The sequence below is a fragment of the Deinococcus aerius genome (assembly GCF_002897375.1).
Lineage (GTDB): Bacteria > Deinococcota > Deinococci > Deinococcales > Deinococcaceae > Deinococcus > Deinococcus aerius.
In genome coordinates this window covers 193,584-206,186 of sequence record NZ_BFAG01000005.1, presented here as the reverse complement: position 1 = coordinate 206,186, position 12,603 = coordinate 193,584, and the positions used below count along the sequence as shown (strand labels likewise).

The window sequence follows — 12,603 nt, the reverse complement described above, 5'->3', positions numbered from 1 at the left end:
CTCTACCCGCTGGGGGTGACCCGGTTTCGACAGGGGAACTGAAGGCGCTGTTGCGTGTCGAGGTGCCGTTGGCCTCGTAAACAAACGGCAAAGCCATTAACTGGCAACCAGAACTACGCTCTCGCTGCTTAAGTGAGACAGTGACCGCCTAGCCCGGCCTTTGGCGCGGCGCGAACTGAACCAAAAGAAGGCTAGCCCCGGCGAGGTTCCATAGCCGAAGGCGAAAACAAGTGGGAATACGGTTCCGGGCAGTCCGCCCTCTGACGGCCCTGAACTCGACAATTAAACAGAGGGATACACACGTAGACGCACGCTGAACGGACTCTTGGACGGCGGTTCGACTCCGCCCACCTCCACCACCGGCCCCGCCCCCACAGGCGGGGTTTTTCATCCATTCTCCCTGTGCATTTTTTGTAAGGAGAGATGAAGTAGCCTCCATCATGCCCAAGGAAGAACGCCTGCAAGAGATCCTGAAGGCCTTTGTGGACACGCTGAACAGCTTCGCGGAGGGACGGCACTCCCCGGAAGTCCACGCGGCCACCATTGGGCGCCTCCTGGCCGAGGTTCGGGAACTCAAGGGCACGGGCGATTCGCTGGGAACTGTGGGTGCCCCCGCGCGCCTGTCGGCCTAGGCAGCGTCTTTAGCCACCTGACCTCGCCCCTTGGGGGAAACGCCATTCCAGCCGCCTGCTATACTCCGGCCCGGGCCGGGATGGCGGAATCGGTAGACGCATCCGACTTAAAATCGGCCGGGGCAACCCGTGCGGGTTCAAGTCCCGCTCTCGGCACCAGCAAAGTCCGTCCAGTACGGGCTTTTTCGTTTTCTATCCCGGGTAAGTTTACCTGCTGTCGCTCCCACACGGGCAGGGTCGCTCCATCCGACGACCCCTCCTCAGGAGGGGTGAGAACAGAGCCTCTTCCAAACAGGAAGGCATGTGTGCAGCCGGTGTTCCTCCCGGGGATACTCACCCCGCCCTCAGTAGGCGAGGCCTCCCCGTCTGAACTGAAAGCCCGCCTTGGTGAAGGCCACCATCACGGTGTGACCGTCGGCCTTGAACGTCAGCTCTGAGTTCTGGAAGGTCTTGTCCTTGCCCAGACAGGTGGCCTGGAGGTTATAGGTCCTGCCCTTCTCGAAGCGGGGCAGCGGGGCACTCTTCCCGACCGGCGAAACCTTCCCGGTCGGCAGTACGGCGACCTGAGACTTGAGCTGACTCCCCTCGTACACCCGGACGGCGACACTCAGGCAGGGGGAGGGGCTGTCGTACACAGCCAGCAGGCCGTCAAGCTGGAAAGTGTTGCCTGCCGCAGCCGCACCGCAGGTCACAGCGCCCAAGAGGACGACCGCCAGACACGCCGGGTGAACAAGGGGAAGGTTGGGCATTTGACCCAGGGTACGAAGGGATGACATGCAGACTTCTTACGGCCCCGCGGGCCCGCCTAAGCCCGCGCCTCGCGCAGCAGCTCGGAAAGGCGGCTGAGGCAGCGGCTGTATTTCTTGGCATAGGCGCCGTGGCGGTAGGTCTCGCTGAAAAGCTGCCCCAGCGGCACCCCGGTAAAAGCCGCCCGCAGCCCCAGGTCGTACAGCTTGTCGATGAAATGCACGAAGCGCAGGGCGACGTTCTGGTCGGGCATGGGCGTGAGATCGGTCACGCCCAGCCCCTCCACCCCGGCGAGCAGCCGGCCAAAGCGGCTGGGATGGACCTCCAGCAGGTGCCGGTTGAGGTCGCGGTGGCTGACAACCGCCAGGGTCGCGTCGGGCTGCCGGGAGAGCCACGCGCGGAACTCCTCGGGCGTGAGGGGCTGGGCGGGGGTGGTGCCGCGCTGGCGGTAGTCGGGGCCGTCGATGCGGTGCGTCTCGAAGCGCTCGGCGATGCCCTGAATCTGACGCTGGAAGTCGGCGGCGTTGAAGCGGCCCTGCCCCAGGGCGCCGGGCTCGGTGTTGCTCGTGGCGACCACGCTCGTCCCGGCGGGCATCAGTTGGCCCAGGAAGGTGTTCGCCATGTGGGTGTTGCCGGGATCGTCGAGCTCGAATTCGTCGATCAGCAGCAGGTCGTGGCCGCGAAAGGTTTCCACGGCGCGGGTCATGCCGAGCGCACCGATCACATACATCAGGTCCTGAAAGCTCATCAGGGCGCGTCTGCCCTCCGCCGCGTGGTAGGTGCTGGCGAGCAGGTGCGTCTTGCCGACCCCGAAGCCGCCGTCGAGGTACAGGCCCCGCCCCTCGGGCTTGGCGCGGCGAAAGAGGCGAAAGCCGCCGGGCCGCACCTGCGCCCCCTTCAGAAAGGCCTGGAGGCTGGCGCGGGCCTCCTCCTGGCTGGGGTAGGCGGGGTTGGGGCGGTAGGTCTCGAAGCGCACGTCCCGGAAGCGGGCGCTGGGGGCGAGGCTCGCCGTCAGTTCTTCCGGGGTGAGGGTGGGGGTGCGGGAGAGAAGGTCAATCATGGGTGAAGTGATGAGGCATAAGGGTGTGAGTGAGCAGGAGAGGGGGCGGGAGACACGAATGGGGAGGCTTGCGAGAGCGGGGGCACGTCCGCCCCACTCATCGCCGGGACCACGTCACCGGTGCACTTCCAGTTCCACCTTGAAATTGCCGCGCCGGGTCTCGTTCACCACGCGGCGGAAGTCGATGCGCCCGATCCCCTCGGCGCTGAGGCTGTCGCCCTCGCGGATCTCGGAACTGGCGCGGGCGGGCTGGCCGTTCAGGCGCACCTTGCCCCCGTCGATCCCCTGCTGGAAGTAGGCGCGGCTGACGCCAAAACCCTTGGCCCCCACCACGTCCACCCGCATGGAGGGCACCACGACCTCGCGCGTCTTGGAGCCCCGCCCCGCCGTCTCGCCGACCTCCTCGACCTCGACCTCGCGGCCCCCCAGTTCGGTGAGGCCTTCCAGCGTCTGCGCGGCCTTGCCGGTAGCAGCGATCAGGAAGGAGCCGCCGCGCTCCTCGCGCACGTCGCCGAGCCCGTCTTCGGGCAGGTTCAGGCGGCGCAGATGCACGGTGAAGTCCTGCACGTCCCAGGGGGGACCGCCCGCCTGTGGGGTTACGCGCAGCACGGTCACGCCGCTGTCCACCTCGGGAATATGAGCGGGATACAGGGTGAGGATCACCCGCCGGGCGTCGGGGAAGCCGCCCGCGATCACGAAGCGCACCTCGTCGTCCTGGAGTTGGCGGCGGTCGATGTCATCACCGTCGAGAAAGGGGGTGCGGACCACGCGCCCACCTCGCGCCTGCGCCACCAGCGTGGGGAGCTTCTGCTTCATGGGCGCAGGATAGCGTCGCGGGAACCGGGGACGCCGCGCGCCCGCTCCTCTACACTGGCCCCCATGCAGATCGCTGACCCGTTCGGGGTGCCCGGGGCACCGCTGGAGACGCTGCACGCCGTCCTCTCGCAGTTAGAGGGCGTGGACCGCGGGGGCGGCCGGCTCATCCTGATTAGCGACCGGCAGGGGGACCGCCCCGCCACCCGCTACGCGGCCCTCTTCATCTTGGGAGAAGACGCCCTCATCACCGCGCCCGCCTTCGGCCCGGAGTACGGCGCGGTGGGCGCCCAGGCCCTCGCCGACCTGACCCGCTGGGCGCAGGAGCGCGGCTGGCCGGTGCGCGAGACGATCCTGCCGCCCCCCGACTTCGTGCGCGTCCTCGCCGAGCCGGACGAGGGCGAGGTGGCCCGGCTGATCGCCGCGAGCAATCCCAGCGACCCCGCGATCTACACCACGCTGCCCAAACGCCGAACCGCCGACGAGTGGGAGGAATGAACCCCCGCTAGACTGCCCCCATGTTGCTGTACGGACGGAATCCGGTGCTCGAAGCCCTGCGCGACGGGCGCGTGACCGAGGTGCTTGTCGCGCGGGGCGTCGAGGAGGCGTTCGTGCGCGACCTCAAGGGTTTTGACGTGCGGGTGCGGTTTGCCCCCCGCATCGAGCTCGACCAGATCGCGGGTACGACCCAGCACCAGGGCGTCATCGCGGAGGTCGAGGACCTGGAATGGGCGACGGTGGACGACATCCTCGACCGGGCCGAGGCGCGGGGGGAAGACCTGCTGATCGTCCTCCTCGACGGCATCACCAACCCGCGCAACTTCGGGGCGATCATCCGCTCGGCGGAAGTATTGGGCGCGCACGGCGTCGTGGTGGAGGAACGGCGCAGCGCCCCCCTCTCCCCGGTCGTCGCCAAGACGGCGGCGGGGGCGACGAGCTACCTCCCGGTCGCGCAGACGAAGAACCTCCCGCGCCTGATGGAGCAGCTCAAGCAGGGCGGCGTGTGGGTCTACGGCGCGGCGGGCGAGGCGGCGCAGGACGTGGGCAGCACGGATTTCAGCGGCAAGGTCGCCCTGGTGATCGGTGCGGAGGGCGAGGGGCTGAGGCGCCTGGTCCGCGAGAAGTGCGACGCGCTCGTGCGGATTCCCACCCGGGGACAGGTGCAGTCCCTGAACGCCTCCGTCGCGGCGGGTATCCTGCTGTACGAGGCGGCGCGGACGAGGGGGGCGAAGTGACCTTCCGGGTCGAAACCATCGCCAGCGAGCGCCTGACACTGGAGGTACTGCCCGAACTCGGCGCGAGCGTGCTCAACCTCCGGGCCGCCTCGGGCCGTCCGGTCCTGCGCCCGGTGGACCTCTCCAAGGTGGAGACGAGCAGCCAGTGCGCCTGCTTCACCCTGCTGCCCTTCTCCAACCGCATCCGGGACGCGCGCTTCACCTTTGGGGGACGGGAGGTCCAACTCCGGGCCACAACGAAGGACGGCCTGACCCAGCACGGCGACGTGCGGAATCGGCCCTGGCAAGTTTCGCGCCCCTCTGAACAGCACCTGCGCTGTGACTTCGACAGCCGGGATTTTGCTGACATGAACTGGCCCTGGGCCTTCACCGCCCGGGTGGAGTACCTGCTGCACGGACCGCACCTCGATCTCAGCGTGACCCTGACGAATGCCGACACCTCGGAGATGCCCGCCGGGATGGGCCTTCACCCGTACTTTCAGCGGCGGGAGGACGGCGTGGACCCCCGGCTGAGCTTCGACGCGGCGCTGCTCTACGACACCGGTGAGCGGCAACTGCCAACGGCCGAGGCACGCCCCGTCCGGCCCGACGAGGACTACCGAACGTCCCGCGAGATCGGTAAAGAGCAGTTCGACCGGGTATACACCGCCTGGGACGGCACGGCCCGCCTCGACTGGGGTACGCGCGCCCTCGTCCTGACCGCCGACCCCGTGTTCTCGCACCTGGTGGTCTACACCGCGCCGGACGGCAGCCTCGCCCTGGAGCCCGTCAGCCACGCGACCGACGCCTTCAACCTGGCGGCGCGGGGCGTGGGCGGGACGGACATGCGGACGTTGAGCCCTGGGCAGAGCCTGGCGGGTGCTGCGCGGATCACGCTAGAGGGCGAGTGGTAGACGGCTGACCCGGCCGCCTCGCTACGCGGTCATCGTGGCGAGCAGCGCCCCGTCGTCGCCCCGCAGCTCGAAGCCGGGGCGGCCCCGGGTTTCCAGCCAGCGCAGGGCGCCGAGCAGGTCGTCGGTCTCGCGCACCGTCTCGGGACCGCCCGGACCCCGCCAAATCAGGCGGTAGGCGCGGGCGGCTGCGGGCGGGGTCCAGCGTTCGCCGCCGTCTTCCTTCACGAAGGCACGTGACATGGTTCCAGGGTTCGCCGCGCAGGTGAGGCGCGGCCCGGAGGAGCGTGATCAGGGGTTCAGGTCCGGGACCGAGCGCCCTCCGACGAGGGTGATGCGGGCCTCGCGCCGCTCGTTCCCCCGCAGGTAGCCCAGGGTGATCGTGTCGCCCACGCTCGCCTTGCGAATGGCGGTGATGACCTCGTTCGCGTCGCGGGTCCGCTCGCCGTTCACGCTCAGGATGATGTCGCCCAGCCCGCTGAGGTTGCCGTTCTCGTCGAAGGTGGCGCCGCGCAGTCCGGCCCGGGCGGCGGGACTGCCGCGCGCCACCCGGGAGACGACCGCGCCCGGCGGGTCGGTCTGCCCGCTGTGGATGATGTCGAGGTTCAGGCCCACCACCGGCACGTCCCGCTTCCCGCCCGCCCGCAGCGCGGCGATCAGGCGGTTGCCCTCGGTCACGGGCACGGCGTAGCTCGCGCGGGTCTGGTTGCTGTCGTCCACCCGGATGTAGCTCACCACCCCGATGGCCTGCCCGTTGCCGTCGAGGATCGGGCCGCCGCTGTCGCCGGGCGCGAGCGGCGCCGACATCTCCAGGGTGCCCTGCGGGAAATCCGCGCGCCCCGCCTCCACGTTCAGGCGCAGCAGTTGCCCCCGCCGGGGTTGCAGGAAGTCGCCGCCGCTGTTCCCGATGGCGAGGACTGTCTCCCCCACCCGGGGTGGCCGGGTGGCGAGGTTGAGGACGGGAAAGGGACCCCGGCCCTCCACCTGGAGGAGCGCCACGTCCGCCCCCGCGTCGTAGGCGGTCAGGCGGGCGGGGAGGCGGCGGCCCGAGAGGGTTTGCACCTGGAAAAGCTGCCCGCTCCCAACCACGTGGTACGCCGTGAGCACCTGCCCCGTCTCCGAGATGAAAAAGCCGGTGCCCAGGCCCGCCTCCTGGGTGCGGGCGTTGAGCGCCTCCAGCCGCACGACCGCCGGGCGGGAGCGCTCGAACAGCGCCCGCGTCTCCTCCGGGAGCTGGTTGGGCAGGGGCTGGGTTGCCGCGGGTGAGGACGGGCCCGTCACACTCGGCAGCGTCAGGCGTTCCGGCAGGATATAGGCCGCCAGCGCGAGCAGCAGCAGCACGGGAAGCCAGGGGGAGAGGCGCGGACGCACGCGCCGAGTGTAGGTCCGCCCGGCACGCGACAGGGTGCCCAAAGGTACGGAGCCCCCCGGGAACGCTAACCTCATCCCCTATGGCGCTCTCACCGCCGCAGTTCTGGCTGCTCAAGTCCGAGCCGGACGTGTTCGGATTCGACGACCTCGTGCGGGTGGGGCGCGAGGCGTGGAGCGGCGTGCGGAACTACCAGGCGCGCAATTTCCTGCGCCAGATGCGGGTGAATGACCTCTGCCTCTTCTACCACTCCAGCACGGCGTTGCCCGGTGTGGCGGGTGTCGCGCGGGTGGGGCGGGAGCCGTACCCGGACGACCTGCAATTCGACCCGGAGAGCGCCTACTTCGACCCCAAAAGTACGCCCCAGAATCCGCGCTGGAGCATGGTGGACGTGGTTCCCGTCCTGGCCTTCCCGGCGGTATTGCCCCTTGACACCCTGCGAACGCTCCCCGAGTGGCAGGACTCACCCCTGACACGCAGGGGGAACCGCCTGAGTGTCCTGCCCGTGACCCCGGAGCAGTTCCGCGCCGCGTTGAAAGCCGCCGGGATGGACCCCCGGGAGGTGGAACTGTGAGGGGCGTCAGCCCAACCCTGTCAACGTTCTGTCAGACCTCGGCGTTCACACTGGTGCATGGACCTCCTGCTTGCCGCACTGGTGATCGTCCTGTCGCTGCTGCTGACCGTGCAGGATGAGCGCCGCACCCCGCAGTCCAGCGCCGTGCATGTCCGCTCTGCCCGCCGCTGAAGAATCCGCCACAGACCACCCCAAATGCTCGCCCGTCCCACTTCCCCGGGTCGGGCGTTAAGCTGGGGCGCGATGACTGTGACCCCCGCCCACCCCCCCACCCTCTACCCCCTGGGCGACGGCCTGGGCAGCGTCAGCCTCGTGCAGCACGTGGGCGACGACAAGATGATTACGAATGCGGCGAGAGTTTCCTTTGGTGGTGATTCAGACACGCCACTCAACCAAAAGGATGAAAAGTTGATCCGCTATCTGCTGCGGCATCAACACGGCAGTCCATTTGAACATAATTTAATCACTTTCAAAATTGTTTGCCCTATTTTTGTGGACCGGCAGATGGTGCGCCACCGCATTGGGACCTGCTTGACTGGGGACACCGTTGTAACGTTCGTCAACATCAATGGCGAGGCTCTCCCGAGGCTCAGAAAGACGGTCTCCGAGCTGTACAGGATGTGGACCGAGGGCGAGGTACATACGATGACTGCTCGGCCTGAGCAGGTAGCGACCGCACTCCGTGTTCTTCAGGAGGAGGGGGGGCGATACGGCGGTATTGCCAAGGCAGTTCGGGCCTCCGGTCTCTCCCGAAACACCATCCAGAGGTACGTCGGGGGCAGTATCGTCGGTCACCGCAGCAGCCGGAAACGTCTTCAGAATATGCGGCTTCGTGTTCTGAACGAAGCCACGGGACTATTTACCACCGGCCATGTAGCGGAGGTGATGTACCAGGGCGAGCAACCTGTCTACCGAGTCACCCTGGCTGACGGCAAGGGCCTGACGATGACGGCCCATCACCGGGTCCTGACCTCACGGGGCTGGCAGACTCTGGGCGAGGCCGTGGGGCTGGAGGTTCAGGGGAACACAGCCACGATGAGCCGCGAGGCGTTCCTGATGGTGAATGGGCTGGAGGTCTACCGGGACCGTGAGTGGATGGCTGATCAGCGCGCACAGCGCAAGAGCATTCAGCAGATGGCTGACGAGGCCGGGTGCAGCTACCACACCATTCGCAAGTGGCTCAAGGTTCACGGCTTGCAGTTCTCGCCGGAAGAAACCCGCTTCCCGGAGGGCTTCAGGCCCTGGAATAAGGGCAAAGGCGGCTACCGAGCGCCACGTGTTCTAACCGAAGAACACCGCATGGCTATTCGTGCCGCCCGGAGTGGCGAACGCAGCAACTTCTGGAAAGGCGGGATCAGCAGCGAACGCGCGAACATCAACCGTTGGACCTGGGAGCAGTCCCGGCGAGTTCACGAGAAGTTCCACTTCACCTGTCAGAACTGCGGGGAGCGCAAACCCGAGCTGCACGCCCATCATGTCGTTCCTGTCTGGGCCGACCGCTCTCTGGCCTTGAAGTTCGACAACCTCGTTACCCTGTGCGGCGATTGCCACAGAAATATTCACCGCTCACAGGAAAATGAGCTGGCGTTCGCGCAACGGTTCGACCCAGACATCGTGATCTCCGGGGAACGTCCCAAACCCAGGGGGAGAAAGCTCAAAGCCCACCCCACCAAGGTCGTGAAGGTGGAGTACCTCGGCATTCAACCGACGTACGATCTGGAAGTGGCAGGGGATTGGCATAACTTTGTCGCCAACGGAATTGTCGTTCACAACAGTAAGAATGAGATTTCCGGCCGCTATGTCGAGATGCAGGAACGTAACTTCACGCCGCCCTCCTTCCGCAAGCAGGCGCCCAGCAACCGGCAGGCGAGTGTGGAGGATGATGGAACACTGGATCAGGCTGAGGCAGCGCGAGTTTGGGAGGAAGCCTGGCGCCATGCCTTTGGTGCGTATCAGGAACTCCTGCATCTCGGCGTGACGCGCGAGCAGGCGCGGGGGGTATTGCCGCTCTCGCTGTATACCGAATCGTATTACACCTTTAATGTCAGGAGCCTCCTTCATTTCCTCGAACTGCGTGACCACGAGGGGGCGCAGTACGAGACGCGCCTCTTCGCGCGGGCGATGGCGCAACTCGCCGAACCACTTTTCCCGGTCACGTTCAGGGAGTGGCGGGCTCTGCACGCGGGGGACTGAGCACGCTCCGCGCCGAGAAGGCATCTGGACGAGGCAGCAGTCAATAACTGTTCCTTTGGAAGGCGTCCTTTCCACACTCCACCGGTCCCCGTCTCCCAGGCGAACTGCTCAAACTCGTGTCGCGTCTGGCAGAGTGTGACGCCCCCGTAACCGTCCCCTGCTAGACTCCCTCCTGCACCACAATTGAGGGTTGGAAAGGGGGGAGGATGCCCACACACTGGTCGATCAGCAGGCCGGATGACGAGCGCGGCGCGGCGCCATGACGGCGGGCGCAGCCCTGGAGGCGCGCCACCTCGTCAAGGATTTCCGCGGGTTTCGCGCCACGAACGACGTGAGCCTCCAGATTCGGGAGGGCGAGATTCATGCGATCATCGGGCCGAACGGGGCGGGCAAGACCACGCTCTTCAATCTGCTCTCGGGCTTCCTGCGGCCCAGCAGCGGCGAGGTGAGGCTGCACGGGGAGCGCATCGACACGCTGCCGCCGTACGCCATCGTGCGGCGGGGGCTCTCGCGCTCCTTTCAGATCAGCAGCGTGTTTCCCAGCCTGACGGTGCGGGACAACGTACTCGTGGCCCTGGAGTCCCCGACCCGGCTGCCGGGACAGTTCTGGACGCCGCTCGCCCGGCTGGAGGCGCTGGGGCCACGCGCCGACCAGATTCTGGCGGACGTGGGCCTGGCGGGGGCGCATTCGCGGCTCGCCGCCGACCTCAGCCACGGCGAGAAGCGGCAGCTTGAAATCGGCCTCTCGCTCTCGCAGGACCCGCGCGTGCTGCTCCTCGACGAGCCGACGAGCGGCATGGGCTCGGAGGGGATTGGCCGCGTGATCGCGCTCGTGCGGCAGGTGGCGCGGGGACGCACGGTCGTCCTCGTGGAACACAACATGAGCGTGGTGGCCGAACTCGCCGACCGCATCACGGTCCTCCAGTACGGGCAGGTGCTGGCGAGCGGGACCTACGACGAGGTGCGGCGCGACCCCCGGGTGATCGAGGCCTACCTGGGCGAGGAGGCGCACGCGTGACCATGCCCGCCGTCTCCCCCGACCGCCCGACCCTGGGGGCCATGCCGCTGCTCGAAGTCCGTGACCTGAACGCCTACTACGGTCAGAGTCACGTCCTGCATGGAGTCAACCTGCACGTCATGCCCGGCGAGGTCGTCAGCCTGATCGGGCGCAACGGGGCGGGCAAGACGACGACCCTCAAAAGCATCATGGGCGTGCTGCGCAGCCGCACGGGGCAAATCACCTTCGAGGGCCAGGACATCACCCGGCTGCCCAGCAACCGCATCGCCGCGCGGGGCCTGGCCTGGGTGCCGGAGGAGCGGGCGATCCTGAGCAGCCTGACGGTGCGCGAGAACCTGGAACTGCCCCCGGCGCGGCCCGGCGGCTGGAGCCTGGAGCGGGCGTACCAGGCCTTCCCGGTGCTGCGCGAACGCGGCCACCACCCCGGCTCCAAGCTCTCGGGCGGCGAGCAGCAGATGCTCGCCATCGTGCGCGTGCTGCGGAGCGGCCCGAAACTCCTGCTTCTCGACGAGCCCAGCGAGGGCCTGGCCCCGGTGATCGTCCAGCGGATCGGCGACATGCTGGCCGAGCTGCGCCGCGAGGGGCTGGCCGTGATCCTGGTCGAACAGAACCTGAAATTCGCCACCCGCCTCGCCGACCGCCACTACGTCCTGGTGGACGGGCAGGTGGTGGACGAGGTGCGCGCCGATGAGGTGGAAGCCCGCCGCGCGGACCTCTTGCGTTTCCTGAGCGTCTGAACCTCTCCCCCATTCCTACGGAGGAACTTATGCAGAAAAAGACTTTCACCGCCCTCGTCTCCACCGCCGCCCTCGCCGCCGTGACGGTTGCCCTCGCGCAGAGCGTGAAGCTCAGCGACAACGTGGTCCGCATCGGCGTCCTGACCGACCTCTCCGGCGTGTACTCCGAACTCTCCGGGCAGGGCAGCGTGAAGGCCGCGCAGATGGCCGCCGCCGACTTCATGGCGCAGAACCCCTCCTTCCGGGGCAAGGTGCAGGTCGTCGGCGTGGACCACCAGAACAAGGCGGATGTGGCGAGCAACAAGGCCGCCGAGATGATCGACCGCCAGAAGGTGGACATGCTGGTGGACATGCCGACGAGCAGCGCCGCGCTCGCCGCCAGCGAGGTCGCCCGCCAGAAGAAGATTCCGGCCCTGGTGGTGACCGGCGGGACCACCGCCCTCACGAACGAGAAGTGCAACAAGTACACCTTCCACTACGCCTACGACAACTACATGCTCGCCAACGGGACGGGCACGGCGGTGACCAAGCGCGGCGGGAACTCCTGGTACATCATCTACCCCAACTACGCCTTCGGCCAGGACCTGAACAAGCAGATGACTGCGGCGATCACCGAGAACAAGGGCAGGATCGTCGCGCCGAGTGACGCCACCCCCTTTCCCAACACCGACTTCTCCTCGTACCTGCTCAAGGCGCAGGGCCTCAAGCCCAAGGTGTTCGGCACCATGCAGGCGGGCGCGGACCTGGTGAACGTGGTCAAGCAGTACAACGAGTTCGGGCTGCGGCAGCAGGGCATCGGGTTGGGGATCGGCCTGCTGTTCGAGACGGACGTAGCGGCGCTGGGCCAGGACGCCTTCGCGGGCGCGCTCGCCACCGTGCCGTGGTACTGGAACGTGGACCAGCGGGCGCGCGACTGGGCCGCGAAGTTCGAGAAGGCGTTCGGCAAGAAGCCCACCTGGGCGCAGGCCGGGGTGTACTCCGCGACCATGACCTACCTGAACGCGGTCGCCCGCGCCAAGAGCGACGGCGGCGACGCGGTCGTGAAGGCGCTCGAAGGCTTCCGCTTCAGCGACTTCTTCGCCCGCAACGCCTACATCCGCCCGCAGGACCACCGGGTGCTGCTCGACGCCTACACCGTGCAGGTCAAGCCCAAGGCCCAGGCCAGGGAGAACGGGGACATCTTCACGAAGATCGCTACCATTCCCGCTGCCCGGGCCTTTATGCCGCTGTCCGAGAGCAAGTGCAAGATGTGAGGAGGGTCCAGGGGTCAGAGCGAACCATTGGAGGAGGACTTGTCATGCTGAGCGCAGCGAAGCATCTGCGGAACACGTTGGA

At 67.4% G+C, this 12,603-nt stretch carries 14 protein-coding genes, 1 tRNA gene and 1 other RNA gene; 11 read left to right on the top strand and 5 right to left on the bottom strand.

What is annotated here, in order from left to right:
* The first annotated feature begins 11 nt into the window (after window positions 1–11).
* The 3 genes from ssrA (at window position 12) to DAERI_RS09195 (ending at window position 791) form a co-directional block, all read left to right on the top strand.
* Window positions 12–359: a transfer-messenger RNA gene (ssrA, locus tag DAERI_RS09205) on the top strand.
* Between the two features lie 81 nt (window positions 360–440).
* On the top strand, window positions 441–632 hold the full coding sequence (locus DAERI_RS09200) for a hypothetical protein (RefSeq protein ID WP_103129123.1): 192 nt from the start codon (window positions 441–443) through the stop codon (window positions 630–632).
* 74 nt (window positions 633–706) lie between these two features.
* Window positions 707–791 (top strand) — tRNA-Leu (locus tag DAERI_RS09195).
* 185 nt (window positions 792–976) lie between these two features.
* Here DAERI_RS09195 and DAERI_RS09190 read toward each other — a convergent pair.
* From DAERI_RS09190 to DAERI_RS09180, 3 genes are all read right to left on the bottom strand, one after another.
* A complete protein-coding gene (locus DAERI_RS09190) occupies window positions 977–1,381 on the bottom strand; it encodes a hypothetical protein (RefSeq protein WP_235610318.1) in 405 nt (134 codons plus the stop codon).
* A 56-nt stretch (window positions 1,382–1,437) separates the two neighbouring features.
* The gene (zapE, locus tag DAERI_RS09185) at window positions 1,438–2,439 is read right to left on the bottom strand and encodes a cell division protein ZapE (RefSeq protein ID WP_103129121.1); all 1,002 of its coding nucleotides are present in this window, start codon (window positions 2,437–2,439) and stop codon (window positions 1,438–1,440) included.
* 114 nt (window positions 2,440–2,553) lie between these two features.
* A complete protein-coding gene (locus DAERI_RS09180) occupies window positions 2,554–3,255 on the bottom strand; it encodes a S4 domain-containing protein (RefSeq protein ID WP_103129120.1) in 702 nt (233 codons plus the stop codon).
* A 63-nt stretch (window positions 3,256–3,318) separates the two neighbouring features.
* Between DAERI_RS09180 and DAERI_RS09175 the strand changes: the two genes are divergently transcribed.
* From DAERI_RS09175 to DAERI_RS09165, 3 genes are read left to right on the top strand one after another with little or no spacing between them, the layout of a single operon-like run.
* Complete coding sequence (locus DAERI_RS09175; protein WP_103129119.1) at window positions 3,319–3,750, top strand: DUF3197 domain-containing protein; 432 nt, start codon at window positions 3,319–3,321, stop codon at window positions 3,748–3,750.
* A 20-nt stretch (window positions 3,751–3,770) separates the two neighbouring features.
* A complete protein-coding gene (gene rlmB, locus DAERI_RS09170) occupies window positions 3,771–4,487 on the top strand; it encodes a 23S rRNA (guanosine(2251)-2'-O)-methyltransferase RlmB (RefSeq protein WP_103129118.1) in 717 nt (238 codons plus the stop codon).
* The gene (locus DAERI_RS09165; RefSeq protein WP_103129117.1) at window positions 4,484–5,380 is read left to right on the top strand and encodes an aldose 1-epimerase; all 897 of its coding nucleotides are present in this window, start codon (window positions 4,484–4,486) and stop codon (window positions 5,378–5,380) included. Before rlmB ends, DAERI_RS09165 begins: the two co-directional genes overlap by 4 nt.
* A gap of 21 nt (window positions 5,381–5,401) precedes the next feature.
* Here DAERI_RS09165 and DAERI_RS09160 read toward each other — a convergent pair whose 3' ends face one another.
* Window positions 5,402–5,620, bottom strand: coding sequence for a hypothetical protein (locus DAERI_RS09160; protein ID WP_103129116.1), 219 nt, complete (start codon window positions 5,618–5,620; stop codon window positions 5,402–5,404).
* A 48-nt stretch (window positions 5,621–5,668) separates the two neighbouring features.
* Complete coding sequence (locus DAERI_RS09155; RefSeq protein ID WP_439952252.1) at window positions 5,669–6,823, bottom strand: S1C family serine protease; 1,155 nt, start codon at window positions 6,821–6,823, stop codon at window positions 5,669–5,671.
* A gap of 5 nt (window positions 6,824–6,828) precedes the next feature.
* On the opposite strand from DAERI_RS09155, the gene DAERI_RS09150 reads away from it, so the two are divergent.
* The 5 genes from DAERI_RS09150 (at window position 6,829) to DAERI_RS09120 (ending at window position 12,521) form a co-directional block, all read left to right on the top strand.
* Window positions 6,829–7,320 (top strand): EVE domain-containing protein, encoded by a 492-nt coding sequence (locus DAERI_RS09150; RefSeq protein WP_103129114.1) that lies wholly within the window; start codon window positions 6,829–6,831, stop codon window positions 7,318–7,320.
* Between the two features lie 243 nt (window positions 7,321–7,563).
* Window positions 7,564–9,513, top strand: a complete 1,950-nt coding sequence (gene thyX, locus DAERI_RS22375) for an FAD-dependent thymidylate synthase (RefSeq protein WP_235610317.1) — start codon at window positions 7,564–7,566, stop codon at window positions 9,511–9,513.
* Window positions 9,514–9,772: 259 nt separating this feature from the next.
* Window positions 9,773–10,531 carry an ABC transporter ATP-binding protein gene (locus tag DAERI_RS09130; protein WP_103129113.1) on the top strand — a complete coding sequence of 253 codons (759 nt, stop codon included), beginning with the start codon at window positions 9,773–9,775 and terminating at the stop codon, window positions 10,529–10,531.
* A 2-nt stretch (window positions 10,532–10,533) separates the two neighbouring features.
* The gene (locus tag DAERI_RS09125; protein ID WP_103129112.1) at window positions 10,534–11,268 is read left to right on the top strand and encodes an ABC transporter ATP-binding protein; all 735 of its coding nucleotides are present in this window, start codon (window positions 10,534–10,536) and stop codon (window positions 11,266–11,268) included.
* Window positions 11,269–11,297: 29 nt separating this feature from the next.
* Window positions 11,298–12,521, top strand: a complete 1,224-nt coding sequence (locus tag DAERI_RS09120) for an ABC transporter substrate-binding protein (protein ID WP_103129111.1) — start codon at window positions 11,298–11,300, stop codon at window positions 12,519–12,521.
* The last annotated feature ends 82 nt before the right edge of the window (window positions 12,522–12,603 follow it).